General features: G+C 68.3%; 27 protein-coding genes. 16 read left to right on the top strand and 11 right to left on the bottom strand.

What is annotated here, in order from left to right:
* Positions 1 to 45 precede the first annotated feature (45 nt).
* Genes MOQ72_RS02265 through MOQ72_RS02250 form a run of 4 tightly spaced genes read left to right on the top strand, consistent with a single transcriptional unit; the run spans position 46 to position 5,869 of the window.
* Positions 46 to 627 (top strand): YbaB/EbfC family nucleoid-associated protein, encoded by a 582-nt coding sequence (locus tag MOQ72_RS02265; protein WP_242180170.1) that lies wholly within the window; start codon positions 46 to 48, stop codon positions 625 to 627.
* A complete protein-coding gene (locus MOQ72_RS02260; protein WP_242180168.1) occupies positions 624 to 953 on the top strand; it encodes a WXG100 family type VII secretion target in 330 nt (109 codons plus the stop codon). The genes MOQ72_RS02265 and MOQ72_RS02260 overlap by 4 nt, the downstream gene beginning before the upstream one ends.
* Positions 954 to 966: 13 nt before the next feature.
* Positions 967 to 5,493, top strand: a complete 4,527-nt coding sequence (locus MOQ72_RS45080) for a WXG100-like domain-containing protein (RefSeq protein ID WP_242180167.1) — start codon at positions 967 to 969, stop codon at positions 5,491 to 5,493.
* Between the two features lie 28 nt (positions 5,494 to 5,521).
* Positions 5,522 to 5,869: a toxin-antitoxin system YwqK family antitoxin gene (locus tag MOQ72_RS02250; RefSeq protein ID WP_242180166.1), complete on the top strand. Its 348-nt coding sequence runs from the start codon at positions 5,522 to 5,524 to the stop codon at positions 5,867 to 5,869.
* Positions 5,870 to 5,897: 28 nt separating this feature from the next.
* Here the strand turns inward: MOQ72_RS02250 and MOQ72_RS02245 are convergent, their stop codons facing one another.
* Together MOQ72_RS02245 and MOQ72_RS02240 are read right to left on the bottom strand one after the other, a co-directional pair.
* A complete protein-coding gene (locus tag MOQ72_RS02245; RefSeq protein WP_372495263.1) occupies positions 5,898 to 6,560 on the bottom strand; it encodes an endonuclease V in 663 nt (220 codons plus the stop codon).
* Positions 6,561 to 6,754: 194 nt separating this feature from the next.
* Positions 6,755 to 7,369, bottom strand: a complete 615-nt coding sequence (locus tag MOQ72_RS02240) for a mycothiol-dependent nitroreductase Rv2466c family protein (RefSeq protein WP_242180164.1) — start codon at positions 7,367 to 7,369, stop codon at positions 6,755 to 6,757.
* 303 nt (positions 7,370 to 7,672) lie between these two features.
* Here MOQ72_RS02240 and pepN point away from each other — a divergent pair, with 303 nt between their 5' ends.
* Together pepN and MOQ72_RS02230 are read left to right on the top strand one after the other, a co-directional pair.
* Complete coding sequence (gene pepN / locus MOQ72_RS02235; RefSeq protein ID WP_242180163.1) at positions 7,673 to 10,249, top strand: aminopeptidase N; 2,577 nt, start codon at positions 7,673 to 7,675, stop codon at positions 10,247 to 10,249.
* 157 nt (positions 10,250 to 10,406) lie between these two features.
* Entirely contained in the window at positions 10,407 to 11,144 is a 738-nt protein-coding gene (locus MOQ72_RS02230; protein ID WP_242180162.1) for a response regulator, read from the top strand.
* Between the two features lie 50 nt (positions 11,145 to 11,194).
* Here the strand turns inward: MOQ72_RS02230 and MOQ72_RS02225 are convergent, their stop codons facing one another.
* From MOQ72_RS02225 to MOQ72_RS02210, 4 genes are all read right to left on the bottom strand, one after another.
* A complete protein-coding gene (locus MOQ72_RS02225; protein ID WP_242180161.1) occupies positions 11,195 to 11,698 on the bottom strand; it encodes a DUF5130 family protein in 504 nt (167 codons plus the stop codon).
* Positions 11,685 to 11,945 carry an aa3-type cytochrome oxidase subunit CtaJ gene (ctaJ, locus tag MOQ72_RS02220; protein ID WP_242180159.1) on the bottom strand — a complete coding sequence of 87 codons (261 nt, stop codon included), beginning with the start codon at positions 11,943 to 11,945 and terminating at the stop codon, positions 11,685 to 11,687. Before ctaJ ends, MOQ72_RS02225 begins: the two co-directional genes overlap by 14 nt.
* Before the next feature lie 354 nt (positions 11,946 to 12,299).
* On the bottom strand, positions 12,300 to 12,896 hold the full coding sequence (locus MOQ72_RS02215; RefSeq protein ID WP_242180157.1) for a hypothetical protein: 597 nt from the start codon (positions 12,894 to 12,896) through the stop codon (positions 12,300 to 12,302).
* The gene (locus tag MOQ72_RS02210) at positions 12,880 to 13,515 is read right to left on the bottom strand and encodes an HNH endonuclease (RefSeq protein ID WP_242180155.1); all 636 of its coding nucleotides are present in this window, start codon (positions 13,513 to 13,515) and stop codon (positions 12,880 to 12,882) included. The genes MOQ72_RS02215 and MOQ72_RS02210 overlap by 17 nt, the downstream gene beginning before the upstream one ends.
* 304 nt (positions 13,516 to 13,819) lie before the next feature.
* On the opposite strand from MOQ72_RS02210, the gene MOQ72_RS02205 reads away from it, so the two are divergent.
* The 7 genes from MOQ72_RS02205 (at position 13,820) to MOQ72_RS02175 (ending at position 22,288) form a co-directional block, all read left to right on the top strand.
* Positions 13,820 to 15,937 carry a prolyl oligopeptidase family serine peptidase gene (locus tag MOQ72_RS02205; protein WP_242180154.1) on the top strand — a complete coding sequence of 706 codons (2,118 nt, stop codon included), beginning with the start codon at positions 13,820 to 13,822 and terminating at the stop codon, positions 15,935 to 15,937.
* A gap of 148 nt (positions 15,938 to 16,085) precedes the next feature.
* Positions 16,086 to 17,063 carry a mechanosensitive ion channel family protein gene (locus MOQ72_RS02200; RefSeq protein WP_242180153.1) on the top strand — a complete coding sequence of 326 codons (978 nt, stop codon included), beginning with the start codon at positions 16,086 to 16,088 and terminating at the stop codon, positions 17,061 to 17,063.
* A gap of 171 nt (positions 17,064 to 17,234) precedes the next feature.
* Positions 17,235 to 17,618 (top strand): globin, encoded by a 384-nt coding sequence (locus tag MOQ72_RS02195; protein WP_242180152.1) that lies wholly within the window; start codon positions 17,235 to 17,237, stop codon positions 17,616 to 17,618.
* A 257-nt stretch (positions 17,619 to 17,875) separates the two neighbouring features.
* Positions 17,876 to 18,937, top strand: coding sequence for an alpha-amylase family glycosyl hydrolase (locus MOQ72_RS02190; RefSeq protein WP_242180151.1), 1,062 nt, complete (start codon positions 17,876 to 17,878; stop codon positions 18,935 to 18,937).
* Between the two features lie 93 nt (positions 18,938 to 19,030).
* The gene (locus MOQ72_RS02185) at positions 19,031 to 20,323 is read left to right on the top strand and encodes a heparan-alpha-glucosaminide N-acetyltransferase domain-containing protein (RefSeq protein WP_242180150.1); all 1,293 of its coding nucleotides are present in this window, start codon (positions 19,031 to 19,033) and stop codon (positions 20,321 to 20,323) included.
* A 120-nt stretch (positions 20,324 to 20,443) separates the two neighbouring features.
* A complete protein-coding gene (locus MOQ72_RS02180) occupies positions 20,444 to 20,710 on the top strand; it encodes a hypothetical protein (RefSeq protein ID WP_242180149.1) in 267 nt (88 codons plus the stop codon).
* A gap of 3 nt (positions 20,711 to 20,713) precedes the next feature.
* Positions 20,714 to 22,288 (top strand): hypothetical protein, encoded by a 1,575-nt coding sequence (locus MOQ72_RS02175; protein ID WP_242180148.1) that lies wholly within the window; start codon positions 20,714 to 20,716, stop codon positions 22,286 to 22,288.
* Between the two features lie 119 nt (positions 22,289 to 22,407).
* Here MOQ72_RS02175 and MOQ72_RS02170 read toward each other — a convergent pair whose 3' ends face one another.
* Together MOQ72_RS02170 and MOQ72_RS02165 are read right to left on the bottom strand one after the other, a co-directional pair.
* Complete coding sequence (locus MOQ72_RS02170; RefSeq protein WP_308197834.1) at positions 22,408 to 22,599, bottom strand: DUF397 domain-containing protein; 192 nt, start codon at positions 22,597 to 22,599, stop codon at positions 22,408 to 22,410.
* Between the two features lie 21 nt (positions 22,600 to 22,620).
* Complete coding sequence (locus tag MOQ72_RS02165; protein ID WP_277953411.1) at positions 22,621 to 23,478, bottom strand: helix-turn-helix domain-containing protein; 858 nt, start codon at positions 23,476 to 23,478, stop codon at positions 22,621 to 22,623.
* A 179-nt stretch (positions 23,479 to 23,657) separates the two neighbouring features.
* On the opposite strand from MOQ72_RS02165, the gene MOQ72_RS02160 reads away from it, so the two are divergent.
* Together MOQ72_RS02160 and MOQ72_RS44275 are read left to right on the top strand one after the other, a co-directional pair.
* Positions 23,658 to 23,879, top strand: a complete 222-nt coding sequence (locus MOQ72_RS02160) for an HC3 family zinc finger protein (protein WP_242180141.1) — start codon at positions 23,658 to 23,660, stop codon at positions 23,877 to 23,879.
* A 39-nt stretch (positions 23,880 to 23,918) separates the two neighbouring features.
* Complete coding sequence (locus MOQ72_RS44275) at positions 23,919 to 24,053, top strand: hypothetical protein (protein ID WP_277953410.1); 135 nt, start codon at positions 23,919 to 23,921, stop codon at positions 24,051 to 24,053.
* 219 nt (positions 24,054 to 24,272) lie between these two features.
* On the opposite strand, the gene MOQ72_RS02155 is transcribed toward MOQ72_RS44275, so the two are convergent.
* Positions 24,273 to 25,133: an SDR family NAD(P)-dependent oxidoreductase gene (locus MOQ72_RS02155; protein ID WP_242180140.1), complete on the bottom strand. Its 861-nt coding sequence runs from the start codon at positions 25,131 to 25,133 to the stop codon at positions 24,273 to 24,275.
* A gap of 84 nt (positions 25,134 to 25,217) precedes the next feature.
* Between MOQ72_RS02155 and MOQ72_RS02150 the strand changes: the two genes are divergently transcribed.
* Positions 25,218 to 25,559 (top strand): ArsR/SmtB family transcription factor, encoded by a 342-nt coding sequence (locus MOQ72_RS02150; protein ID WP_242180139.1) that lies wholly within the window; start codon positions 25,218 to 25,220, stop codon positions 25,557 to 25,559.
* A 110-nt stretch (positions 25,560 to 25,669) separates the two neighbouring features.
* On the opposite strand, the gene MOQ72_RS02145 is transcribed toward MOQ72_RS02150, so the two are convergent.
* Positions 25,670 to 26,311 (bottom strand): DUF8010 domain-containing protein, encoded by a 642-nt coding sequence (locus MOQ72_RS02145; protein WP_242180138.1) that lies wholly within the window; start codon positions 26,309 to 26,311, stop codon positions 25,670 to 25,672.
* The gene (locus tag MOQ72_RS02140) at positions 26,304 to 26,729 is read right to left on the bottom strand and encodes an acyl-CoA thioesterase (RefSeq protein WP_242180137.1); all 426 of its coding nucleotides are present in this window, start codon (positions 26,727 to 26,729) and stop codon (positions 26,304 to 26,306) included. Before MOQ72_RS02140 ends, MOQ72_RS02145 begins: the two co-directional genes overlap by 8 nt.
* Between the last annotated feature and the right edge of the window lie 45 nt (positions 26,730 to 26,774).

The raw sequence follows: 26,774 nt of genomic DNA, 5'->3' as shown, positions 1-26,774 counted from the left end.
CGCAGCGCCATCGGTTCGACGAGCAGCGACGGGTGGAAGGCGATCATGTCCGGACGGGATGACTACGGGGTTGGCCGTGAGGATCTTGCCTCGCGCAACGCCGCGCTTCGCGACCAGATCGACAGCATGCTTTCGGATCTGCGTCGGCGGACCGCTGAAATCCAGCAGAAACAGGCCGAGGCCGCGCAGCAGACCTACGAGGTGGCCTCCGACGACGGCATGGTGACCGTTCGGGTGGATGCGACCGGGACGGTGCAGGATCTGCAACTGTCGTCGAAAGCGTTCGAGCGCACCACGCCCGACAAGCTCGCGCGGACCATCACCAGCGTCCTCCGGGAGGCCGCCGGAACCGCGCAGCGCACGCTGCAGAGCGAATTCGCGCCGATGGCCGACACCTCCAACGTCCCCGAGATCCCGGGCATCCCCTCCCTGCAGGGTCTCCTCCGGAGCGGGCCGCTGGTCGAGCCCCCGGACCCGGCCGCCGAGCGCGCGCAGCGGCGCAGCGACGAGACGGCCGCGCCAACGGGTCGACAGGGCCCGCCGCAGGTCCGCAACCGCCCGTCGTCCGACGACGAGTGGGACGACTGGGACTGGGATGGAACCAACCGCCGTGGGGGTAGGCGATGAGCGGCAAGATGCGGATGGAGCCCGAGGAAATCCGCTCGGGTGGCAAGAAGGTCGGCGACTCCGGTGACGACCTGGACAAGGTCATGCAGACCCTGAAGTCCGCTTTGGACGGCGAGGGCGAGTGCTGGGGCAACGACGAGGCCGGGCAGAACTTCGCCAAGGACTACACCAAGGGTCGGGACAGCGTGCTGGACAGCCTCAAGAAGGTCGTCAAGGCGCTTGGTGACATCGATGACAACCTCAAGGCCACCGCCGACGACACCGAGTCCGGGGATGCGAAATCCGCTGCCGACATCGGCAAGTCCGGCTCGAACATGCCCTCGTAGGAGTTGACTTTTCGTGAGCATCGAAATGCCCGACGAGGTCAAGTGGTTATTGCCCATCGTCGTCGGTGAGTCCTGGCCGGAAGGCGACGAAGACGCGATGCGCCGGATGGCCGATGCGTGGCGCGCCGCCGCCGACGGGATCGAAAACGTCAAGTCCGCCGCCAACCGCGGCGCGGAGCAGGCGAAAGGCGCGATGGAGGGCGAGACCGCCGACGCCTTCGCCAAGCTGTGGCAGGACATCGGCGACGGCGGCGAGGCCGCGCTGCCGAAACTCAAGGAAGCGTGCGAAAAGCTCGCCAAGAGCTGCGACGACGCCGCACTCGACGTCGAGCACACGAAGCTGACGATCATCGCGTCACTGATCGCGCTGGCCATCCAGATCGCCGCGATGATCGCCGCCGGACCGTTCACCTTCGGCGCCTCGACGGCTGGCATCGCCGCAGCCCAAGCCGTCACGCGGACCGTCGTGCTGCAGATCTTCAAGCAGCTCGTGATAGCCATCGTGAAGAACGTCGCCATCGAGATCGCCACCTCGGTCGCGATCGAGTTCGCTGTGCAGGGCGTGCAGATCGCCTCGGGCGAGCGGGACGGCTTCGACGGCGGGAAGTTCAAGGACGCGGCCATCAGCGGTGCCATCGGCGGTGCGGTCGGTGGCGTTTTCGAAGGCGCGGGCAAAGCATTCGGCAAGCAGGCCGGGGACGCCGTCGGAGATGCCGCCGGGGACGCCGCAGGCGGCGCGGCGGGCCGGGCGGCCGGTCGCGCGGCGGGCGAGGCCGCTGGTGACGCGGCCGGTGAGGCCGCGGAGAGCGCCGCAGCGGCGCTCGGCAAGACGGCGGTGAAGGAGGGGGCCCTCGGCGCCGCCGAAGGCGCGGTCGGCAGTGTCGCTGAGCAGCTGATCACCGAAGGCAAGGTCGACTGGGGCGACGTCGGCACCGGCGCGATGTCCGGCGGCGTTACTGGAGCCGGAATGGGCGCCGGAGGCGAAGCACTCGGGGGCGCGGGCGACGTCGACGTTCCCGACACCAGTGGCGCCGGCGGCTCCGGCGACGGGGCTGGCGGCGGCGCGGCGTCCGGCTCCGGTTCCGACGGTGGGGGCGGATCGGACTCCGGCGGGGGCGGCGCGAGCTCTGGCTCCGGTTCGAGCGGCGCTGACGGGGGCGGTGCGGCCTCCGGCTCCGGTTCTGACGGTGGCTCCGGCGGCGCCGCATCCGGTTCGGGCTCTGCTGGCGACTCCGGCTCCGGTTCGGGCAGTGGCTCCGGTGGCGGATCCGGTTCGAGCTCCGATGGCGACTCCGGCTCGGGTTCAGGAGGCTCAAGCGGCGGGGACAGCGGTGCTTCCACCCGCTCCAGCGGAGACTCCGGCGGTGACTCGTCCAGCGGTTCCGGCGGGTCGTCGCACAGCGCATCCGGGGATAGCCCGTCCTCCGGGGGCGGCGAATCCCGTTCGGCGGCGGGGGATTCCGGCTCGTCCTCCGGTGGCGGCGGTTCGTCGCGACCGGAGACGATGTCGGCGAGTTCGTCCGACTCGCCGAGTTCGTCCGGCGGCTCGGGATCTGGTCCGTCCCATGTGGACTCCCCCAGCTCGTCGCATTCGTCCGGTGACGGAGGCGGTTCGCAAGCCGACTCGGGTGCATCGGCACGCAGCTCGTCCGCGGGCGACCCCGGTCCATCGGACTCCGGTGGCTCCTCCGGCGGTGCCAGCCATGCATCGTCCGGCGGTGGCGGTGCGGACTCGTCCTCCGGCGGTGGCGGTGGCCACGCGCCGTCCGGAGGCGGCTCGCAAGACCCTTCCTCCGGTGGCGCAGCGGCCGGTGGTGGCGGTGCTGTACCGCACGGTGGCGGTGCGGGCGGCGGGGTGCCGAGCTCCGGTGGTGGCGCCGACCGTTCTCCGAACACTCCGGCCAGCACCGCTGCGGCATCCAATGTGGACGCTCCGGCAGCAGCCGCGGCACCGGGCGTGGCCGGGCCGATGCCCACGTCCAACGCACCGCGAGCCGACCAGCCCGCCGCCGCAGGTGGCGGTGGCATGGCTGGTGGGATGGCCGGTGCGCCTGGTGCTGGCGCAGGTGGAGCGCCGTCTGCCGGTGGCGGTGCGGGCCGCCCTGGCGCTGGCGGCGGATGGACCGGTACTTCGGGCTCCCCCGGCGCGGCGGGTCGCCCGATGGGCGGCGACGCCGGACCACGCCCGGACACCGGGCGTCCGAGCGGTCCTCCGCGCTCGGACGGGCCTCGAACACCGGACCGGCCGACCAGCGCAGCAGCGCGCGGGCCAGCGCCATCCGACACGCCGATGCGACCGCACGGCGGCCCGGACGGCCCCGTCCGACCGGGCGTGCCGCACCAGCGCACCCCCGACGGCGGTCCGATGCGCCCGCAGGATTCGACCCCGCAAGGGCCAGGCTCCCGTCCCGGACCGATGCACCAGCGCCCCGACGGCGCAATGCCACGGCCCGACGCAACACCACCTCGTCCCGACGGTCCTCCCGCGCGACCGGATGGAAGTTCACCGCGTCCGGACAGCAGTTCGCGCCCTGACGGAACAACGCGTCCAGACGGCACACAGCGACCCGACGGACCGTCGCGCCCTGGTGCGGATCAGCGGCCGAACGGCCAGCCGACACCGCAGGGCGCACGGCCAGAAGGCACCGGCCCGGACGGTCGCCGCGACGGTTCGGGCTCGCAGCCCGACGGCTCGGACCCGACGCACCCGAAGGACTCCGGGCCCGACCAGCGCCCCGACGCCACCCCGGACTCCGACCCGCGGCACCACGACGACGGCGACGCGGACCCCGGAACTCCGGAACGCCAGCAGCAGATCGACGACGCGGCAGCCCAACGCGACAACACACCAGGCGGCTCGTCCTTCCACACCGACCCCAACATGCGCGACCTCGCGCAGCGCGTGCCCGACGACGGTGTGCACCACACCGTGGACGTGCACGCGCTGCCCGACGGACGAGTCCGCATCGGCGACCACACCTTCACCGCGAAGGAATTCGCCGACATGCTCCGCAACGACCCGAACTGGGACGGCAAACCGATCCGCCTGCTGTCCTGCGACGCGGGCACCAGCGGCCTCGCCCGAGACCTGTCCAACGAACTCGGCGTCCCAGTCACCGCACCACGCGGCCTGGCCTGGACCGACGGCAACGGCCGCGTCTTCGCCAGTGACATGGGCCCCGACGGCCGTCCGGGCTGGCCCCCGAACGGAGGCTGGGACACCCACAACCCCGACGGCACCACCACCCCAGCCAGCAACGACGGCTTCCACCCGACCCGTGACGGCCAAGACCCGGGAAGCCAGCCCGACGACGCCGAGGCTCGGGGAAATCCGCCGCGGGGCGAGGAACTCGGCATCGAGACCCCGGGACATCCGGACTTCAAGGAACGGATCGAGGACCGCATCCAGGACCCCGATTACCGCAACCGCTACTACAACGGCCCGGACGCCAACGGCGTGTGGCGGCGCCGGGACGTCTACCAGGCGGACGCGGCCGGGAACCAGCTGCCCGCCATCCGCGAAACCAGCCCTGGCCGGTTCGAGATCACGCAGGAAGGCTCGCCGAAGCCGCCCGAGCACGATCCCGCGACCAGTGACCAACAGGACGTCACGGACTCGAAGTCGGATGAGAAGCCGGGCGACGAACCGTCGGACAACGACCAGAACGCATCCGATGAGACGGCTGATGATCAGGATAATGAGGATCCGACGCAGTACAAGCCACCGGCTGCCGATGAATTCTCCGACAACCCGATCGACTTCTCCGACACCCCGATAACGGATCCAGGGGAAACCCCGGAATTTTCGCAGAACGGTCCTTCCGACCGGACGCGAGGCTCGCTCGTTGAGAACTTGCCGGAGGACCGGGTCAGACGCAACGGCGATGAGCTCATCACCCACGTCAAGGACAAGGACGGTAATTTCGTTCCCGTTCGGGATTACATCCAGAACCTTTCGCAGGAGCGATCGGAATCTATCGCGCCGGGAACCGGCAAAAAAGAAGGCCCCTGCTCGGCCGTCGCTATCGACCTCCGCACAGGAATGATCACCGAAGGCGTCAACGGGCGTCCGAACGACTTGCTGAAGACCGACAACCTCCACCCGCTTCTCCGCGAGAATCACGAGGCCCTGGGCCGTTGGCAATACCCGGTGATGGAATCCGAGACCACGGTCGTCAAGGACCGCGATGGCAACGACACCGTGCTCGACGGAAAACCGCACTTCGACAAGCCCCTGAGACATGCCGAGGTGAAGGCCATCAATGAACTGCTGTGGGCGCGCGAGCGCAGCGGGGAGCCGGTGACCAGGGCCACCCTCGACGAGTTGCGGTTCGATCCGCGCTGGATCAAGAACGGCGGCAACATGTCCATCGGCAACGAAGCAGCGGCGTGCGCGAACTGCGACACCATGCTCCGCGGGGTGCCCAGCTACACCGGACGCTTCTCCTACAACCCGTACGACTACCGCTACACTGACAGCAAGCATTCAATTGAGAACGATGGCGGCCTGCGAACAGACGGCGAGGACCCGGGTGAGTGAGATGCGCGTCAATAGAGCGGAAACCTCCATGGACGATCGCATGATCACTTCGTACCGGGGAATGCCCTTCACCGGCGAGATCGTCGACTTCGGTCCCGATGGGACCATGATCGAGCTGACGAACTACGAAAACGGAATCGAACACGGCCCGCAGTTCGAGTGGTTCACCGACGGGACCAAACAATTGGAAGGGCAGTGCGATCACGGGCAGGCCGTTGGTGAATGGCGTGAGTGGTACCCGACCGGGCAGCTCGCCAGGTACGAAGAATTCAACGATCTCGGGGATCTGCTGAAACGCCAGCGATGGGACGAATCTGGCGATCTGATCGAAGACTACACCGGCAAGGCGCCCCGAAAGACCGGTGAACCGCAGTAGTCACCACACCGAGGGCGAACGTCGGCGTTCATACCGATCGACGGCCCAAGCTGTCCGCCGTTCGGGTCGTCTCCGGGAGGCGGTACTTCGGGGCCAGGCGCAGCACCAGGTTGCAGGCTCCGTCGAGGGTGAAGTGGTGGCCCACGGAGACGAACACCGGCTTCACCCCCGCCTGCGTGCGCAGGGCCCGGCCGACGACCTCGTCGTCGAACCGCAGCGGTGACCACGCGCCCCGCTCCTCGCCTGGCGGCTCGTAGCGGCCCATCGCGGTCTTGCCGACACCGATGCTCGGGATGTCAGTCAGCACGCCGAGGTGGCAGGCGAGGCCGAAGCGCCGGGGATGCGCCAGGCCCTGCCCGTCGCAGACCAGGACGTCCGGTTCGACCGACAACTCCGACAGCGCCCGCAGCAGCGACGGAGCTTCGCGGAACGCGAACAGCCCTGGGACATAAGGAAATTCCGCCTTCCCGTGCACGACCGAACTGTCCAGAACGGACAGCGTCGCCACGTCGAGCACGGTCACCGCGGCGACCAACTGGTCCGAGCCCTCCCGGTACGCGACGTCGAGTCCGGCGGCCGTGCGCACCCCCGCGGGCTCCCCGTCGAAGCGCACCAGTGGACGCAGTTGTTCTTGGATCGCAACGGCTTCGGCCTCGGTCGACGGCCAAGGGTGCAGGTCGCGCACGCGGATCACACCGCCGATCGTAGTCGTGAGTGCACAACCGGATTCCAACCCGGTTACGCACTCACGACCCCGTTCAGGTGAGAGGTGAGGGGCACCCTTTACCAAGTAAGTTGGTGAAGGGTGCCCCTCACCTCATTCGTCCGCACCGTGTGGGGGACGAAGTGGCTCCAACCCGGTTGCGCACTCGCGGCTACTGCCGGTCAGTCGTACTGGGGTGACTCGGTGCGGGTGCGCTTGAGCTCGAAGAAGTACGGGAAGCGCGCCAGCGCCAGCGCACCGTCGAACATCGTCGCTGCCTCCTCGCCGCGCGGGATGCGGGTGATCACCGGCCCGAAGAACGCCACCCCGTCGACGTGGATGGTCGGCGTGCCGACCTCGTCGCCGACCGGGTCCATGCCCGCGTGGTGGCTCGCCCGCAGCTCCTCGTCGTACTCCGCGCTGCCCGCCGCTTCGGCCAGCGACGCGGGCAGGCCCACCTCGTCCAGCGACTCGGCGATCACCTGCTCGAAGTCCTTGTTGCCCTGGTTGTGCAGCCGGGTGCCCATCGCGGTGTACAGCGGCTCCAGGACCTCCTCGCCGTGGTGCTTGGCGGCGGCGATGGCCACCCGCACCGGACCCCACGCCTTGACCATCAGCTCCAGGTACTGCTCGGGCAGGTCGCGGCCCTCGTTCAACACCGCCAGGCTCATCACCCTGAAGTGCAGGTCGATGTCGCGGACCTTGGCGACCTCCAGGATCCAGCGCGAGGACACCCACGCGAACGGGCACACCGGGTCGAAGTAGAAGTCGACCCTGGGTCGGGCAGCGGTGCTCATCAAGCCTCCAGTAGTTGCGCGACACCCACGACCGGTCGGCCTGCACGGGCGCGGCGCGCGAAGTTTCCGCCCATGACGCCTCCGGTGTTCGAAAAGTCCGATCGCAGGCGCGTTCGGGCACGCGCCGTCATGGGTACCAACCCCGGTAGAGCCGATTGTCTTCCCACCGACCCGACACGCCGACGACGAAGCCGGACCTGCCCGGCGGCGCGCCCGCACGCGGACGTGATTTGATGCCTTGCGCCAGGTGCCCGCCCGGTCCCTGGCCCGACCAGTCCCCGACGAACAACAACGAGGTGATCCGTGGCCCCGCCGAACCTCACCCGCGACCAGGCCGAGCAGCGTGCTGCGTTGCTGGAGGTCCAGTCGTACGTGATCGACCTGGATCTCTCCGCCGGTGCGGGTGGGCCGGATGTCGAGACGTTCGGTTCCACCACCGCGGTGCGGTTCCGCAGCAATAAGGCGGGTGCCGACAGCTGGATCGACCTGGTGGCCGACCGGGTGCACAGCGCCGTGCTCAACGGTGTCGAACTGGACCTCTCCGACTACGACGAGTCCACCGGCATCCGGCTGCCGAACCTGGCCGCCGAGAACGAGCTCGTGGTGCGCGCCGACTGCGCGTACACGAACACCGGCGAGGGCCTGCACCGCTTCATCGACCCGGTGGACGGCGGCGTCTACCTCTACAGCCAGTTCGAGACCGCCGATGCCAAGCGGATGTTCACCTGCTTCGACCAGCCCGACCTGAAGGCCACCTACCAGATCACGGTGGACGCGCCCGCCGACTGGAAGGTGATCTCCAACGCCACCGCCGAGGTCACCGCCCGAACGGATGGCGGCAACCGGCACGAGTTCGCCACCAGCGAGCGGATGTCGACCTACCTGGTCGCGCTGGTCGCCGGGCCGTACGCCGAGTGGCGCGACGTCTTCCCCGGCGAGGACGGGCAGGGCGAGATCCCGCTGGGCATCTACTGCCGCGCCTCGCTGGCCGAGCACCTCGACGCGGAGCGGCTGTTCACCGAGACCAAGCAGGGTTTCAGCTTCTACCACAAGGCGTTCGGGGTCCCCTACCCGTTCGGCAAGTACGACCAGTGCTTCGTGCCGGAGTTCAACGCCGGCGCGATGGAGAACGCTGGCTGCGTGACCTTCCTGGAGGACTACGTCTTCCGGTCGAAGGTCACCAGCTACCTCTACGAGCGGCGCTGCGAGACGGTGCTGCACGAGATGGCGCACATGTGGTTCGGCGACCTGGTGACCATGCGCTGGTGGGACGACCTGTGGCTCAACGAGTCGTTCGCCACCTGGGCCAGCGTGCTCGCGCAGGTCGGCGCCACCCAGTACGACCACGCGTGGACGACGTTCGCCAGCGTGGAGAAGTCGTGGGCGTACCGGCAGGACCAGTTGCCCTCCACCCACCCGGTGGCCGCGGACATCCCGGACCTGCAGGCCGTCGAGGTCAACTTCGACGGCATCACCTACGCCAAGGGCGCCTCGGTGCTCAAGCAGCTGGTCGCCTACGTGGGCCTGGAGAACTTCCTGGCCGGGCTGCGGATCTACTTCAACCGGCACGCCTGGGCCAACGCCACCCTCGACGACCTGCTGCGCGCGCTGGAGGAGGCATCCGGCCGCGACCTGTCGTGGTGGAGCGAGCAGTGGTTGGAGACCACCGGCCTGAACATGCTGCGACCGCGGTTCACCACCGATGACGAGGGCCGGTTCACCTCCTTCTCGGTGGTGCAGAACGGCGCCCGGCCGGGTGCGGGCGAGCTGCGCACGCACCGGCTGGCGATCGGCATCTACGACGACGAGGGCGGCAAGCTGGTGCGCAGGCACCGCGTGGAACTCGACGTCACCGGCGAACGCACCGAGGTGGCCGACCTGATCGGCGTGCACCGCGGCAAGCTGGTCCTGGTCAACGACGATGACTTGACCTACTGCTCGCTGCGCTTCGACGCCGAGTCGCTGGCCACGCTGATCGACCGGATCGGCGACATCGCCGAGTCGCTGCCGCGCGCGCTGTGCTGGTCGACCGCCTGGGAGATGACCCGCGAGGCGGAGCTCAAGGCCCGCGACTTCGTGACCCTGGTGCTGGGTGCCTCCGCCGACGGCGGAATCGGCGCCGAGAGCCAGATCGGTGTGGTGCAGCGAGTGCTGCTGCAAACCCAGACCGCGCTCGCCTCCTATGTGGACCCCTCCTGGCAGGACGAGGGCTGGCGGCGGTTCACCGAGCGGCTGTTCGAGCTCGCCCGCAACGCCGAACCGGGTTCGGACCACCAGCTCGCGTTCGTCAACTCGCTGGCTGGTTCGGTGCTCTCCGGGGACCAGATCGCCGAGTTGCGCGGCTGGCTGGACGGCTCGGCGCCGCTGGCCGGGCTGGCCGTCGACACCGACCTGCGCTGGCAGCTGCTGCAGGCGCTGGTCGCGCACGGCGCGGCCGCTGAGTCCGAGATCGACGCCGAGCTGGAGAAGGACCAGACCGCGACCGGCCGACGGCGCGCGGAGCGGGCTCGGGCGCTGATCCCGACGCCGCAGTCCAAGGAGAAGGCGTGGCAGCGGGCGGTGCACGACGACCAGCTGCCGAACGCGGTCAGCGACGCGATCATCGCGGGCTTCCAGCACCCGTCCCAGCGCGAGCTGCTCACGTCGTACGTGCAGCGCTACTTCGAGGAGATCGACGAGGTCTGGCAGCGCCGCTCCAGTGAGCGGGCCCAGCCGACGGTGATCGGACTGTTCCCGTCGTGGGCGGTCGCCGACGACACGGTCGCCGCAGCGGACTCCTGGTTGGCCGACGAACACGCGTCGGCGCTGCGCCGCCTGGTCTCCGAAGGCCGCGCGGGCATCGTCCGCGCGCTCGCGGCCCGCGAGTTCGACCGCTCCTAACCCGCAAGGGTGATGAGTGAAGGGCACCTTCGACCGGCTTGCTCGGTCAAAGGTGCCCTTCACTCATCGCGAAACACCCCGCAAACACGTTTCGTGCTCGGTCGGGCACGGCGCGTAAGCTGCTGGTGATCTGTGCGGCGTGAGGGTGGGAGCGTCGATGCCTCAGTTGATCTCTTCGATCGCCCAGCTGCTGTGGCCGTTGATCGCCCTGATGGCGATCTTCGTGTTCCGGCGCGCCATCGGGCGCGTGCTGCGCACCGCCGAGCGGCGGGAGCTGGAGTTCGAGATCGGCGGCCAGCGGCTGACCATGCACGAGCTAAACGACCAGCAGAACGAGATGATCCAGGACCTCCAGCGGCAGCTGAGCCTGCTCAGCAGGCAGTTGGAGGACCGCGACCGGGTCGGCGCCGCAGCACTGGAAGCCTCGCCGCCGATGCCGGTAACCGCGCTGCCCGACGTGCCCGACATCTCCGGTGACGGCGAAGGCGAACTGCCTCCGGTGCAGGCGCCGGTCGGCTCGGAGCCGTCCGCGGTGCTGTGGGTCGCGGAGAAGCCGGAAGCGCACGCGATCTTGGCCGAGCAGCTCCGGGACAACGGTGTGCGGGTCGCCATGGTGTCGACCACCGATGAGGCGTTGGCGGAACTGTCGCAGCGTCCGTACCGGCTGATCGTGGAGGACATGGGCCGCAAGGAGAACGGCCGGTGGCGACCCGACGCGGGACTGGCGCTGCTGCGCGAACTCCGCGATCTGGGCGTGGACACCCCGGTGATCGTGTTCAGCAGCCAGCGCGCCCAGCAGCAGTACGGCGAACAGGCGAGGCAGTCCGGCGCGGTCGGCACGACGTCGTCGGCCTACGAGATGTTCCAGAACTTCCAGAGCTTCGGCCTGCTGTGACCGCGCCAAGTGGCCGGTCCGCCCCACGCAAAAGACCACAAGCACAATCTCTAGTGCTGGGCGCGGGATTCCTGGTAGCTGTTCCCGGCCGCGTCGGCGAGCATCCGCAGGGCGCCGACCAGGCCAGCGATCAGTTCGCCCTCTTTGAAGGACGCCACCATGCTCATCGCGGCCAGTTGGCAACTGCGGTCCGGGATCCGCCGGTACGCCTCGTCACCGGTGACGATCTCGAACTTCCGCTGGCCGGGCGAAACCGCGATCAGCACGCCTTCGGTGGCCCGCGGGCCGAGGTTGGCGTGCAGCTCCTCGGCTTGCTTGCGGGTGTCCTCACCGAGGTCGCCGAGGTAGATCGCAAACTCAAGCCCGGTGCTGCGGCTGGTCAACGTCAGCGCCTCGTCGAGCCGAGCGAGTTGGCCGGGGCTGAACGGCAACCGGGGCCGGTCCGGCTCGACGCGCCGCGCGATGGACAGCCGTCCGGTGGCCATCATCGCTTCACCGGCGCTCAGCTCCCGCGCGTCTGCGGCGGACCGCCCAGCGATCTCACCAGCTGCCACGTGCGCCTCCCCGAGCCGTGCTGGGCCGCGCATCCTCTGGCGCGACCTCCGAGTCCACATCTGCCATCGGTGCGGCGGTGTTCAGACCCGCTGGATTGGCCACCCAGAACACCGGCGCGAAGTCCCACTCCTGTCCCGCGCGATAACGCGGGCGGGTGAGCCTGGGCCACATCGCGATGAGCACGATCAGGCCATAAATGGCCGCTGGGATCACCGCCAAGGCGAGCACAGTCTCCACGACAGTCACGGGAGTACGGTATCCGATGACCTCTCCGTCGTGCGCCGGGACCTAGCAGGCGCACGAACGGCACTGGTGACCGACATCCGGCGCCCCGCCGATACGTCACGTTCGAGTGGCTCGAAGACGGGCTCGGGGCGCCCCCGACGTGGTTTCTGCTGGTGGGAACCGATCAAAAACCCCACGAAACTACGTACGGTGACTAGTCAAGTGTGCGATATATCACTCAAGGTAACTCGTTCAGAGTAACCATTGCGACCGAATGGAGTCCAACCAGACGGTTGCAATACGCGGCGACTTGGCGGCTTGTTCCCGGGCCTTCCTGATCATAGTTTTTCACCTGTATGGGTCTTGCATATTTGATCACGTGCGTTCAAAGCGGCAATTGAATGCGGGAGGCACACAATGTCGATCATCGAAACCGCCACTCAGAGCAGCGCCCTCACTCTTCCGGCGACTCACCGGCCACTGCTTGAACACGGAGTCCGGATCAGCGGCCGGGGCCGCGGGGTGCGCATCAGCAGCGAGCGCGGCGTTCGGATCAGCGGACGCGAACAGGGCGTCCGGATCTCCAGCGGCGTGCGGATCAGCCGCGGTGTCCGGATCAGCGGCCAGCGCGGCGTGCGGATCAGTGGTCGACAGGGTGTGCGGATCAGTGGTCGACAGGGTGTGCGGATCAGTGGTCGACAGGGTGTGCGGATCAGCCGCGGTGTCCGCATCAGCGGCCAGCGCGGTGTCCGGATCAGCGGACGCGAGCATGGTGTCCGGATCAGCAGCCAGCGTGGCGTGCGGATCAGTGCTCAGCGCGGCGTGCGCATCAGCGCTCGGCAGGGTGTGCGGATCAGCTGCCAGCGAGGTGTGCGGATCAGTTGATCGGCCGGGCAGCGACGAGGCTGCCGACCGGCGCACCCCGCGGCGTTCTTCCAGCACCCGAACCAAACCTTCAGGCCGCGGGTTCACCCAGGTACGGCAGCCACAACGGGTCCGTTTCGGACAGTCCCGCCAGCAACCGCCAGTGCCGCCCGCGCGGCGCGTGCGGTGCCACCGGTAGGCGCCAGCCCAACTCGCTCAGCGTCTTGTCCGCCTTGCGGTGGTTGCACTTGGTGCAGCTGGCGACGCAGTTCTCCCACGTGTGCGGGCCGCCCCGGCTGCGCGGCACGACATGATCTATTGTTTCGGCGCGAGCGCCGCAGTACACGCACCGGTAGTTGTCCCGAAGCATCAAAGCCGCTCGGGTCAACGGCACCCGGCCCCGGTACGGCACTCGCACGAAGTTGCTCAACCTGATCACGGATGGGACCTCGACACTGCTGGTAGCCGAATGCAGCACCATGCCCGCCGAGTCACCGTGCACCACTTCAGCCTTGCCGCAAACGATCAGCACGATCGCCCGGCGCAGCGGCAACGCGGTCAGCGGCTCGAACGTGGTGTTGAGCAGCAGGACCCGCCGCTTGCGCCAGGACGGAGCATGACCGGGAGGCCGATCGACCTCGGCGCGGCCTGGTGGGCACAACGAGGCCCGCGACGCCAGGCTGGCTGCCTTCAGCGCCGGTTGTCGGGTCGGTTGTCGGTCGGGCACGCGACCACCTCCACCGGTGTCGGGCATAGTCGAACACACAACCCTGCCCGAACGCACGTGTGATTCGACACGCCACGCCGAGGATAGAGCGCGCACCTCGTCCGGCCCTTGCCGGGGCCGGTGGCGGGGCCTCGGACCACGTCTCGCTCGGGCCTGACGACCAACCCGGCGGCGCAGGTCAGTCATTCCCGAGCGCGCGCCGGTGTGAATCAATAATGATCATTCCGGGTGAATCGTGTTCGGCGACCGAAGTCGATCACCGAAGATCACCTGACGACCGCGCGCGGCACGTATCGTCGCGGAGGTGACCGACGTTCCAGCAGCGCACCTGAACTACCCCGGTACCGACCGCGACGACCTCGTCGAAGACCTGCACGGCCACCAGGTGGCCGACCCGTACCGGTGGCTGGAGGACCCGACCGATCCGCGAACCGAAGCGTGGTCGGCGGCCCAGGACGAACTCGCCCGGACCTGGCTCGACGCGCTGCCCGGCCGCGACGCGGCCGAAGAGCGCATGCGATCCCTGCTGTCGACTGGTTCGGTGTCCGCCCCCGCCTGGCGCGCCGGACGGGCGTTCTTCACCCGACGCGAGCCGGGCCAGGAGTTCCCGCTGCTCTACGTGCGCGAACCCGACGGCACCGAGCGGGTGCTGCTGGACGTCACCGAGCTGGACCCGTCCGGACTGACCACGCTGGACAGCTGGTCGCCGAGCTTGGAGGGCGATCGGCTGGCGTACCAGATCTCCGTCGGTGGCGACGAGGAGTCGCTGCTGCACGTGATGGACGTCGCCACCGGCGAGATGGTCGAGGGTCCGATCGACCGGTGCCGCTACTCGACGATCTCCTGGCTGCCCGGCGGGGACGAGTACTTCTACATCCGCCGACTCGCCCCGGAACTGGTGCCAGACGGCGAGCAGCAGTTCCACCGCCGGGTGTGGCGGCACCGAGTGGGTACCGACCCCGATCAGGACCTGCTGGTGCACGGCGAGGGCCTCGACCACACGTACTACTACGGCACCAGGGTCTCGCGGGACGGCCGCTGGCTGGTGGTCGAGGGCAGTCCCGGTACCGCCCGGCGCGATTCGGTGTGGATCGCCGACCTCACCGAGGCTGCCGAGGTGCCGAACCTGCGGCAGATCGTGGACACCTCGGACGGCTACCGGGTGGGCGCATGGGTGGAGCGCGATGGTCGGCTGTACGTGATGACCACGTTGGACGCCCCGCGCTGGCGGCTGTGCGTGGCCGACCCCGCCCGACCGGAACCGAGCAACTGGACCGAGCTGATCAGCGAGGAACCCGACTCCGTGCTGGAGGCCGTGCGCTGGTTCGACTCCGGCGACGGTGATCCGCAACTGGCCGTGCTGCGGACCCGGCACGCGGTCTCCGAAGTGACGCTGCACGATCCCGCCACCGGGCGGCAGACCGCCGAGGTGCCGCTGCCGGGCACCGGCCAGGTCACCGCGCTGAACACTGTGGACGAGGCAACCGAACACGACCGGGACCGGCTGTGGATCGGCTGGACCGACTTCGCCACCCCACCCTGCGTGCACGCCTACTCGCGCCGCACCGGGCAGACCGCGCTGGACCGGCAGGCACCGGGCACCGCCGAACTGCCCGCGGTGCACACCCGGCAGGTCACCTACCGCTCGCTGGACGGCACTCCGGTGCGGATGTTCCTGCTGAGCCCGACGGCCGAACCGGACCGCCCGCGACCGGCGTTCATGACCGGTTACGGCGGCTTCTCGCTGTCCCGCGAGCCCGGCTACACACCGTCCGCCCTGGCATGGGTCGCCGCCGGAGGCGTCTGGGCGCTCCCGTCGTTGCGCGGCGGCGGCGAGGAGGGCGAGGAATGGCACCTCGCGGGCATGCGCGAGCAGAAGCAGCACACCTTCGACGACTTCCACGCCGCTGCGCAGCACCTGATCGGCGAGGGCTGGACGACGTCCGATCAGCTGGCGATCTCCGGCGGCTCCAACGGCGGCCTGCTGGTCGGCGCGGCGCTGACGCAGCGCCCGGAGCTCTACCGGGCGGTGGTGTGTTCGGCACCGCTGCTGGACATGGTCCGCTACGAGCAGTTCCTGCTGGGCCGCACCTGGAACGACGAGTACGGCACCGCCGACGATCCCGAAGAGCTCGGCTGGCTGCTGTCCTACTCGCCTTACCACAACGTGACCGGGCAGACCGACTACCCGTCGGTGTTGTTCACCGTCTTCGAGTCGGACTCCCGAGTTGACCCGAATCACGCCCGCAAGATGTGCGCGGCGTTGCAGCACGCCACCAGCTCTGACCCGGCAAAACGGCCGATCTTGCTGCGCCGCGAGACCGAGGTCGGACATGCCGCGCGTTCGGTTTCACGTACTGTGGGGCTGGCGACCGACCAGCTCGCCTTCCTCGCGGAGGCCACCGGACTCGCCCTGGGCTGAGCCCCGAACTCGGTCCCGGCGGTCGGCTGTTCGAAGTCTCGTGCGCGGCGGGGCGTGCACGATGCTCGGGCTGGCTGGTTGTCCGACCCGGTGACGTCGCCCCAAACCCACCGCGGGCCTTGAACGACAGCATGGAGACCCCCGACCCATGAATCTGCCGCTGCTGACCCAACCCAGTTGTGCCCAGGAAGCGGGCTGGTGCCAGTCGATCTACCAGTGGACCGGCAACAGCTGGCTCGCCTCCTACGCCGACCTGCTCATCGCCAAACCGCTGAACATCGTGCTCATCGTGGTCGTCGCGTTCATCCTGCGGTGGCTGGTGCACCGCACGATCAACCGCCTGACGCGGGGCAACGGCAAACCCCCGAAGCTGTTGCAGCCGCTGCGGGAACGCCGGACGGACGCGCTGACCGCGGAACTGCTCTCCGAGCGCCGCATCCAGCGGGCGCGCACGATCGGCTCGGTGCTGAAGTCGCTGGCCTCGTTCGTGATCTTCGGTCTGGCCGCGATCTACATCCTGCAGGTGCTCAACATCCAGGTCGCGCCGGTGCTGGCGTCGGCCGGGGTGCTCGGCGTGGCCGTCGCCTTCGGTGCGCAGAACCTGGTCCGGGACTTCTTGTCCGGCATGTTCATGCTCGTCGAGGACCAGTACGGCGTCGGTGACGTGGTCGACCTCGGCGAGGCGAGCGGAACCGTCGAGGCGGTGGGCCTGCGGGTCACCACGCTGCGCGACATCAACGGCACCGTCTGGTACGTCCGCAACGGCGAAATCCTGCGGGTGGGCAACTCCAGCCAGGGCTTCGCGGTCGCGGTGGTGGACTTCCCGATCTCGCACAACAGCGATGTGCAGAAGGCCATCGAGGTGGCCACCCAGGTCGCCACCGACGCGACCGCCCGGGAACCGCTGTCCAAGGACGTGCTCGAACCGCCGGAGATGCTGGGCGTCGACCAGATCACCGCGGACACCATCACGCTGCGGCTGACCGCGAAGGTCCGGCCCAGCAAGCAGTGGGCGGTGCAGCGGCGGCTGCGCGCCGAGATCAAGCGCGCCTACGACGACGAGGACATCGAGCCGCCGTACCCGTACGGCCGACCCCAACCACCGAACAGCCCCGCGCAGCTCTGAAAACCTGTCTCCGAACTCGTTTTGCATGGCGGTGCGGGTAGCGGAACCTCAGAAGCCGTCTCGCGGCTGCGCCGCTTCAAAAACAAGATCAAAGACAGGCACTGACCGCAGGTGTGCGGCATTCGTCGCCATCGTGGTCGAAAGCCCGCCTGCCCCTGAGAGGATGGAGCCGTGACTTCCGTGGAGACCTTCTACCAGCAAGTCGGCGGCGAGGCGACCTTCCACCGCATCGTGGCGCGGTTCTACGAGGAGGTGGCCAAGGACGAGCTGCTGCGGCCGCTCTACCCCGAGCAGGACCTGGGTCCCGCCGAGGAGCGGCTGCGGCTGTTCCTGATCCAGTACTGGGGCGGCCCGCACACCTACTCCGACCGGCGCGGCCACCCGCGCCTGAGGATGCGGCACGCACCGTTCAAGATCGGTCCGGCCGAGCGCGACGCGTGGCTGCGCTGCATGCAGATCGCCGTCGACGAGGCCGACCTCGCTCCGGAACACCGCGCCCAGCTCTGGGAGTACTTGGAGATGGCGGCCAACAGCATGGTCAACTCGTGGTTCTGAGAACCTGTCTTCGTACTCGTTTTGCGTGGCGGTGCGGGTGGCGGAACCTCAGACGCCGTCTCGGTCCGGGATCCCCGACATCATGTATGCCAAAACACCACGTCGAGGCTGTCCTCCCGACACGACGCCTGAGAACCTGCGGCGGTGCAAGCGCCGTAGGTGGACTAAGCGGCTACGCCGATTCAAACGCCAAGAACAAAGACGGACTCTGAACACTCGTCCCTGACGACCGCGAATCTCAAGCGGAGGACCTGGTGATGCGGCAGGTGGACGCGCAGGCAGGCCACGGCGGACGGCCGTGGTGGTGGGATGCGGTGTGCTACCAGATCGACGTCGGCTCCTTCGCGGACGGCAACGGCGACGGGATCGGTGACTTCGACGGGCTGCGCGCCCGGCTCGGCTACCTGGAACTGCTCGGGGTCGATGCGATCGTGCTGGCCGGTGTCGCCGGGCTGGGCCCGATGGCCGGGTCGTTCGCCGAACTGCTGGCCGAGACGCACGAGGCCGGGATGCGGTTGATGCTCGCGCTGGACGTGGACCCGGCGCGCAACGACCCCAGATCGGTGCTCGGGCCCTGGCTGGAGCACGGCGTGGACGGCTTCCACCTGGCGCCGCGCAGCGATCCGGCCAATGCGATCGGCGCCGCGCTGGCCAGCTACCCGGATCGCGTGGTCATCGGCAGCGGGGTGGGCGACTGGCACCTGTCATTCAGCCTCGACCTGGCGGTGGCCGGTTTCCAAGCCGAATCGGTCCGCAAGGCGATCACCGACGTGCTCGCAGCCCCCACCTCTCGATCGGCGTGGGCGATGGCCAGCCGCGACACCGAGCGCAGCCGGGACGACGCCGCGCTGACCCCGGTCCGCGCGATGGCCCTGGTGCAGTTGGCACTGCCCGGCGCGGTGTGCCTGCGGCACGGCGAGGAGCTCGGGTTGCCCGGCACCCAGCGGATCCGGATGCCGTGGGAAGGCGACCGGCCGCCGTTCGGTTTCTCCACCGCCGAAGCCGATTGGTCGTCGATTCCGGCGGACTGGGCCGCGTTCGCCGTCGAGGCGCAGTTGGAGGACGAGCAGTCCACCCTGTCGCTGTACCGGCACGCGCTGGAAACCCGCAACACGCATCCGGCTTTCAACGGCGATGACGTGGAGTGGTTCGGTGCGCCGGCGGATTGCTTCGCGTTCCGGCGCACCGGCAGCAGCCTGATCTGCGCGTTGAACACCTCACCGGCGCCGGTGCCGACACCGCCCGGCGACGTGCTGCTGACCTCCCGGCCGCTGGAGTCCGGGGAGTTGCCGCCGGGCACCGCCGCGTGGCTGGTGTGAGCCCGACCTCGCCAACGTGACCTGCTGCGCGGATGCACTGGCTAGTTTCGGTAAGTTTCGGCAAAACGCCGCTGCCGACTGCCATTGGATGCTATGCCTGCCCGCGCGCCCGAGCTGAGCCCGCCTCGGACGGACCGCAACCGCCGACTGGTCGGCATCGACATCGCCCGGTTCTTCGCGGTGTTCGGCATGTTCTGCATCCACTTCGGCGTGCCGTTCGCGCACGGCATGCCGGAGGTGCGGGTCGCGCAGTTCGCCAGCGGGCGGTCCACCGCGCTGTTCATCCTGCTGGCCGGGGTTTCGCTGGCGATGTTGTCCGGGCGCAGCGTGCCGCCGACGGGCGCCGCGCTGCGTCAAGTCCATGTCCAGATCGCGGCGCGCGCGGGGCTGTTGCTGGTGATCGGCATCGCGCTGGCCAGGGCGACCGATGCGACGGGCTTCCTGCTGACCGTGATCATCCCGTTCTACGGTTTGTACTTCCTGCTGGCCGTGCCGTTCATCCGGCTGCGGGCGCGCGGGCTGTTGATCGCCGCGGTGGTCGCCGCCGCGCTGGGGCCGCAACTGTCGTTCCTGCTGCGGACCTGGATCGCCTCGGGCACTCCGCTGGGCACGCTCGTGTCGTCGGTCAACACTGTCGATCCGGGGCATCTGATCGCCGACGTGGGACTATTCGACCTGCTGCTGCTCGGCTTCTACCCGGCTGCGTCGTACCTGCCGCTGGTGCTGGCCGGAATGGCCGTCGGTCGGCTGGATCTGCGCTCGACCAGGGTGCGGTGCTGGCTCGGCGGAACTGGGCTGGTGCTGTCGGTCACCGGATGCCAGGTGTCGCGCTGGCTGGTGGCAGCCGTCGGCGGCCTGCCACCCGGCCCCACCGAAGGCACCGTCCCGGTCGAGCACCCGGCATGGCTGCTGGCCACCACCGCGCACAGCGGAACCACGTTCGAACTGCTCGACTCCGGCGGCATCGCGCTGGTGATCGTGGCGGTGTGCCTGGAACTGGCCGACCGGACCGGCCGGGCGCTGAAACCGCTGGCCGCGGCCGGTTCGATGGCACTGACCCTGTACGCGGTCCACGCGCTGGTGCTGTCCTGGCAGATCGTCGTCGGTGGCTGGCCGCTGAGCGGCGTGCCCGATTTCCTGGCCAAGCTGGCCAGCATGGGTCCGGCGCTGCCCGCCGACCTCCCGAACATGCCAGCGTTCCCGCGCGACGGCCACCAGCCCGAGGGGATCGTTGCGTTCGTGAACACCTACATGCCCGAGCTGTTCCTGATCTTCTCGATCTCCTTCGCGGTGGCCTGGCGGCAGTTCTTCCGCCGCGGACCGCTGGAGGCCACCGTCAGCGAGTCCGTGCGATGGCTGACCACCAACCTTTCACATCGCGGTTGAGCTGGGAAAACGCCGAATTCCGAGATCGCGTCACGAAGTGGTGGGACTTTCGCCTCTTAACAGCCGCGCGATGCTGGCGTCGCGTTGACGAATGGCGTCTCGCATCCGGAGGTGGTCGCCATGAATTTTCGGCATCGGCCCGACGACGCAGCGGAAGCGGTCGAAATCCCACCGGCCCTGGGCAAGGCGATGGCGGACTACCGAGCCCTGCTCGACGAGCTGGAAGCGGGCACCATCGACGATGCGACCTTCCGCCACCGCGCCCTGAACGTCGGGCTGATCGTGCGCGACCACGACGCCTGGATCCTCGACCTGTCGACCGAGCGGTGGTGGCGCTACGACGGCGTGGCGCTGTCCAGCCTCCGATTCGACGAAGCCGAGGGGTGAGCCATGTCCGCCCCAACCGACCCCGTGATCCTCCAGGAACGGCTCGACAGCCTCATCCGCAACACCGAACAGCTCAACCCGGTTCGGCGCGACGGGCCGCTGTCGGCGAGCCCGCTACCGGTAGCCGCGCTGCAAGACCACCTGTGCAACGTGACGAGCTGGCTCGGCCGGGTTTGGGCGTCGCACTCGCGAGACACCGCGGCGATCCGGCATTGGCTGGTGAGCGAACCGCTCGTTTCACCGGTTCCGCCGCAGGAGCCCCGAAAGATTCCGCTGCGCAAGCATTTCCGCGTCTCCCTCGCGACGGCGGCGCTGGGCGCCGCGGTGGCGGCGGGCAGCTACACCCTGACCGCACCGTTCGCGGATCCGTTCCTCGGCCTGATCCCGCCGGACATCTTCAACCGGATCCCGCCGTTCGTGGAGCACACCGTGAAGCCGCCGCCGGAGCCCCAAGCACCGCGACAACGCATCTACTCCCCTGAAGCAGCGGCGCCCCGCGAGCCGATCATCGCCCAGACACCATTGGCCCCACCCGCAACGACGCCGTCGGGTGTGCCAGCCACGTCGAACACGCCTGCCACGCCACCTGCGCCAGCCACCACGAACGCGCCTCCCACGTCGAGGTCACCGAACACCACTGGAACAGGCGCTGCACCTCTCGACGCACCGGCGCTGGCAACACCGCCGCGGACGACGACCGCTGATCCGGCACAAGGCCAGCAAACCACCGGCCCCAACGAAACCCAGTCGCCCAGGCCGACACCCGCGACCAGCAGGCCGCCGCAAACCGCGGACGACCCCACCACTGCGCCCACAACGGCGCCGCAGACCAGCAGGCCCCCGCAAACCACTACACCGACACAGGCGACCACACCGACACAGGTGACCACGCCGCCAAGGACGACCACACCGACGCAAGTGACCACGCCGTCGCAAACCGCCAGCCCGCAGACCGCCACTCCCCGACAGGCCACGGGACCACCGCAGTCCAACACGACTCGCCAGGCCACTGATCCACAACAGGCCAGCGCACCGTCACAAACCGCCACGCGACCACAGACCAGCGGACCTCGACAGGCGACCGGGCCACCACAAGCCAGCAACCCCGAGCAGACCGCCAGGCCCCAACAAAGTCCCCGAACCCAACAGTCCAATGGCTCCCCGCAGGCCACCACACCCCGGCAAAACACCGGACAGACACAGATCACCACACCCCGGCAAAACACCAACTCGTCGCAGGGCACCGCACCTCGACACGGCAACTCCCCGCAGATCAGCACCCCGCAGCAGAGCACCAACTCCCCGCAGATCACCACACCCCGACAGACCACCAACTCCCCGCAGACCGGCACCCCACAGCAGATCACCAGGCCGTCGCAGAACGCGACGCCGACCTACCAGCAGCAAGAGGCTCCCGCCACAACCAGGCCAAGATCGACCTCGACATCCCAGCAACAGAACTCAACGTCGAGCGACGGCACCGACGGCACCGCGACAACGACGCGAAACGCACCCAACACGTCAACCGGCTCCGCAACCGGTGACGCATCAACCGGCGACACCAGCGGTGAGCGGTAATTCCGATAAGGCGTTGTCCTCAAAAGGGTCGCGCGGACACCAGTGCGGCACACCCGAAGCGGCACGCGGAATGACTTCGAGGGACAAGCACTGAAAGCCAGTATTACTACTCGCGAGACTCAACGGACGTAACGGCCGGACTTCACCGACTTGACGAAGCTCCCCCACCTGGACGCCGACACGACCAGCACACCCCCGGCCCGATCCTTCGCATCCCGAACCCCAGTGCGCACCCCCACCGCAACCTCAACGCAGTTGCCACCGCCATTGCTGTAGCTGCTCTTACGCCACCGAGTCTGCGCGGGTAACACTGTTGATCTCCCAGCATGCGGCTACATCTCGCGAGCCACCTTGGTGAGCAGCTTCGTGGAGTCTCGTGGATCCAACGCGGTTGCCCTCAGGTGGTCGAAGTTCAGCGTATACCGCTCGATTTCCTCCGCTTCCTCCAAATAGAGGCTTCCGGTGAGGAACTCCAGGTAGACCACATCCGGGTCGATCAGGTCCGGGAACGACAGCATCGAAAACCCAGTGCCCAGGGAGGCGTGCGCCCCGGCTCGGAACGGCAGGACCTGAACGGTCACGTTCGGGAGCTTCGATGCCGAAACCAGGTGCTTCAGCTGGTTTCGCATGACGTCCGCGCCACCCACCTGCTGGCTGATCGCAGCCTCCGAAATGATGGCCCAGAACTTCAGCGGCTCCGCCTCATCGATCAACCGAGACTGTCGGGCCTTGCGGAGCTGCGTGCGCTGTTCGTTGTCGTCATCTGGCTCGTCCGGCGCCCAAGACCGGATGATTGCTCGAGCGTATTCCTCGGTCTGGAGCAGGCCGGGAATGAGGTCGATCTCGAAATTCTGGACGGCCGCCGCCTCCGATTCGAGTCCTATGTAGACCTCGAACCAGTCCGACATGACCTTGGTGTACGGATGCCACCAGCCTTTCTTCTTCGCCTGTTTGGCCAACTCAAGCAAGCCGTCCAGCTCGGAACCGGACACGCCGTAAAGACCGCACATCGCCCGGACGTCGTTAACGGTGACGCCGGAACGGGCCGTCTCGATCCGGCTGAGCTTGGACCGGGAGAAATCGAGCTCAGCGATCGCCTTCTCCCAGCTGACACCGGCGACTTCGCGAAGCCTCCGCAACTCTGCGGCCAGTCGACGTCGCCGAACCGTAGGTCCACCGTGGACCGCCATGAGCTACCTCCATCACGTCAACACCGGACACCCTGCCGCTTGTAGCCCTAACCCGAAAGGCTTTCCGCAGATTGTCACTCGAACAGGTTGCATTCTGATTTTTAGCAAAATGACCATTGCATTTTTATCGTTGCAGTGACCACTCTGATCAAGGTAGTTGATCAGCGGAAGGAGTTGGGATGTTGCCTGGTGGCGCGAAAATCGGGCGGTGGCAGCCCGTTACCGGGGGTCGGCACGCCTTCGATTCGGCGGCGCGGAATGCCGAGCCGGGCCTGGTGGCCAACGCCCTGTGCGGGGTTGAGGTCGACACCGACGAGTTGCAGCGGATCGCACCTGAGATCGCTTGGATCCGCGAGGACACCTGCATGGCGTGTTGGCGGGTCCTCGCCGCCCGCCAATGACGACTCGATTCATCAAGCACTCCAAGCCGAATCGGCAGGATGGAGGGATTCACCTTGTTCTGGTTCCAGGTCGCAGCACTCGTCCTGATCAACGTGCTCATCTTCGCCATGGTGTTCTCGCGCTTACTGCGGGCGCGGCACAGCGGCGTCGCTGACGGCGACTACCCGGTTTAGCGCCTGATCGCCCAGATCGAGACCGAACACCAAGCACTGCAAGAGAAATCCGGTCGACATCGCCTCCGCGAGCCGACCGGCCGGACTCAGGCGCGCATTCCTGAAGCCGCACCGGTGCGGTGCTTCCCCGACCCCGCTTCGGTCCAACCGGTGGCCGAGCGCGCAACCCCCTCCCCGCGCCCGGACACCACCTACGTCGTTTCGCGGCAGCCTTCGGCGTCACCGCAGGGTGGGATGTAGTTCTGGCGGTCCGCCCAGGTCGTACCGCAACGAGAGCGGTGCGCTGCCGTCGATGTCGGTGACACCGAGCCTTGCGCCCAGTTCGGCGCCGATCATGGCTCGGCCCGAATAGTGCATGAAATCGTCCGCCGCGTAGAGGGCCGCTACTACCCGGCCCGTGAACTCCGGGGATTCGCGTTTGTCCGTTGATCTGGATTCGGGGGGCAGGGAGGCGAGGTATGCGCGGGCGCGCTCGGTGTCCAGGCCACCCATCCAGATCGAGACGGCCGCGACGTTGTGCGGCCGCAGCTCCTTCGCCATATCAGCCGCCATCTTGTCGGCGCCCGCTTTCTGCGCCCCGTAGGCAGGTCCGTGGAAGTAGGCCACCGATCCGTAGTGCCCGGTGTTCACGATCAGGCCACGACCGTTCGCGATCAGCAGCGGTCCCGCGTGGAAGCTGGCGACGTAGTGCGAGCGCAGGCCGACATCGATCAGGTCTACCGCTTCGAGTGGCTTCTCCCAGAAGCCGCCGGGCAGCGGCGGGCTCACCTTGGCGGCGTTGTTGACCAGGATGTCCAGTCGACCGTGATCACGTCTCACCTGGTTGAACAACTCGGCCACCGCTTCGTCGTCGCCGTGATCCACCGCGACGGGAATGCCCTTGCCGCCAGCTTCGTCGATGAGCGCCGCCGTCTCCGCGATCGTCCCGCCGTGCGGCGAGTCGGTCGACTGCTGGCTGCGTCCCGTCACATAGACGGTCGCGCCGGATTCCCCGAGCGCGATCGCGATGCCCTTGCCCGCTCCCCGGCTGGCACCGGTGACCACGGCTACCGGAGTCGGGCTGCCGCTATGTGCCGTCACGACTGGCCTCCAACCTGTGTTAGATGAAACTCGAACACTCGTCAGTGTACGATCGTTGTCGAACACGTCGAGTTGGAGGGCGACATGGCCGAGGCAGTCGCGCGCCGTGGCCGGAGCCTGGTCCACGCCGACCCGGCCGAGGTGACGTTGCAGGACGCGCTCGACGCACTCGCCGATCCGGTGCGCCGCTCGATCCTGCGCGAACTCGCGGACGAACCCGACTTCACCCGTGCCTGCGGCACGTTCGACCTGCCGGTGTCCAAGGCCACCGCCAGCCACCACTTCGCCGTGCTGCGCGCCTCGGGCCTGCTGGAGCAGGTGGACCGGGGGCCACGCCGGTTCAACCGGCTTCGGCGGGCGGAGTTCGACGCGCGGTTCCCAGGCTTGCTGGCGCTCGTACTGGCGGAAGACGCTCGCCCGTCCTGAGTGCGGAAAAGCACAGGAGCGAACCGCACTTCGTGATGGGAATGAGGTGAGGGGCACCCTTTACCCACTTACTTGGTAAAGGGTGCCCCTCACCTCTCACTCGAACAGGGTCAGACCAGCAGGGGCAGTAGGGCGTGGCGGCGGCGGACTACCGCTCCGTAGCGGGAATCGAGGCGCAGCCACGCGTCCGTGGCGCTCACTCGGACTATTTCGGACTCCGCCGGTTCGGTGACCAGGAAGCCCATGCCCGACAGCACGAACAGGCAGCGCAGCGGGACCTTCACCTCGTAACCGGCGCCGCTGACCGTGAAGACCTCCTGGTCCAGCAAGGATGCCGGAGGCGTCCCCTTTGGACCGACGTTGTCCTTGGCCACGTCGATGCCGCGTTCCGCGACCTCGCCGACGAGCCTCGCCGGTAGGTCGTCCACCCGGCGCCAGCCCTCGACCGGCGGTAGCTCGGACCGCCACATCAGGTCTCGCGGCGGGCCGGGGTCCATCACATCCGCACCCGCCACGGTCAGCGTTGCCAGCAGCTCGTTGCCGGAAACCGTGACATCGGCCGGTTCCACCTCGCCTTCGACCGACCGCGTGCACAACGCGTCGAACGGCGTCGCCGACCACACGTCGATCCGACCCGCGCCCGGTCGGTTGCGCAGGCGCACCAGCGCCTGGCCGTCCAGCCGCACCGCGCGGGCGACGAACGCACCGAGGTCTTCGCGCTCGACCCGATCGGGCATCCGCAATTCAGACACGACCGAGCTCCGAGTGTTCGAGTTGCCACTCCGCGAGGAAATCACGCTCGTCGGCGTTCAGCCGCCGCGGCCGCCCGGCCCGCAGGTCGTAGGGCACCATCAGGGTTTCCGCGGTGGCCACCGCTTCCTGCGCGTAGGCGGTGTAGTCGATGATGAACGACGCCGCCTTCAGCTCGCGCACCGACATGCGCACCTGCAGCGACCCCGCCGCGTACAGCAGCGGGCTGTGGTAGTCGACCACGACACGCGCCACCACCATGCCCTCGGCCATGCCGAGCAGGCCCTGCCGCTCCGCTTCGGTGAACAGCAGCTCGGCCCGCGCCTCCTCCAGCAGCGTGATCGTCTTGGCGTGGTTGACGTGGCCGAACGCGTCCATATCGGACCAGCGCAGAGCCACCTCGGCTACGAACGCGCCCACTGGCGAGCTTCCTTTCTGCTGTCCGGGTGGCTCGCGGTCCGCGAG

It is taken from the genome of Saccharopolyspora soli (assembly GCF_022678645.1).
Classification (GTDB): domain Bacteria; phylum Actinomycetota; class Actinomycetes; order Mycobacteriales; family Pseudonocardiaceae; genus Saccharopolyspora; species Saccharopolyspora soli.
This window is presented reverse-complemented; position numbering and strand designations above follow the sequence as displayed.

Excerpts from the sequence above, each read along its gene's own strand:
- MOQ72_RS02160 (WP_242180141.1), top strand. The coding sequence starts at position 23,658 with ATGTTGCCTGGTGGCGCGAAAATCGGGCGGTGGCAGCCCGTTACCGGG.
- MOQ72_RS02200 (WP_242180153.1), top strand. The coding sequence starts at position 16,086 with ATGAATCTGCCGCTGCTGACCCAACCCAGTTGTGCCCAGGAAGCGGGC.
- MOQ72_RS02165 (WP_277953411.1), bottom strand. The coding sequence starts at position 23,478 with ATGGCGGTCCACGGTGGACCTACGGTTCGGCGACGTCGACTGGCCGCA.
- MOQ72_RS02265 (WP_242180170.1), top strand. The coding sequence starts at position 46 with ATGTCCGGACGGGATGACTACGGGGTTGGCCGTGAGGATCTTGCCTCG.
- MOQ72_RS02190 (WP_242180151.1), top strand. The coding sequence starts at position 17,876 with ATGCGGCAGGTGGACGCGCAGGCAGGCCACGGCGGACGGCCGTGGTGG.
- MOQ72_RS02230 (WP_242180162.1), top strand. The coding sequence starts at position 10,407 with ATGCCTCAGTTGATCTCTTCGATCGCCCAGCTGCTGTGGCCGTTGATC.
- MOQ72_RS02150 (WP_242180139.1), top strand. The coding sequence starts at position 25,218 with ATGGCCGAGGCAGTCGCGCGCCGTGGCCGGAGCCTGGTCCACGCCGAC.
- MOQ72_RS02180 (WP_242180149.1), top strand. The coding sequence starts at position 20,444 with ATGAATTTTCGGCATCGGCCCGACGACGCAGCGGAAGCGGTCGAAATC.
- MOQ72_RS02260 (WP_242180168.1), top strand. The coding sequence starts at position 624 with ATGAGCGGCAAGATGCGGATGGAGCCCGAGGAAATCCGCTCGGGTGGC.
- MOQ72_RS02250 (WP_242180166.1), top strand. The coding sequence starts at position 5,522 with ATGGACGATCGCATGATCACTTCGTACCGGGGAATGCCCTTCACCGGC.
- MOQ72_RS44275 (WP_277953410.1), top strand. The coding sequence starts at position 23,919 with ATGGAGGGATTCACCTTGTTCTGGTTCCAGGTCGCAGCACTCGTCCTG.
- MOQ72_RS02185 (WP_242180150.1), top strand. The coding sequence starts at position 19,031 with ATGCCTGCCCGCGCGCCCGAGCTGAGCCCGCCTCGGACGGACCGCAAC.
- MOQ72_RS02240 (WP_242180164.1), bottom strand. The coding sequence starts at position 7,369 with ATGAGCACCGCTGCCCGACCCAGGGTCGACTTCTACTTCGACCCGGTG.
- MOQ72_RS02175 (WP_242180148.1), top strand. The coding sequence starts at position 20,714 with ATGTCCGCCCCAACCGACCCCGTGATCCTCCAGGAACGGCTCGACAGC.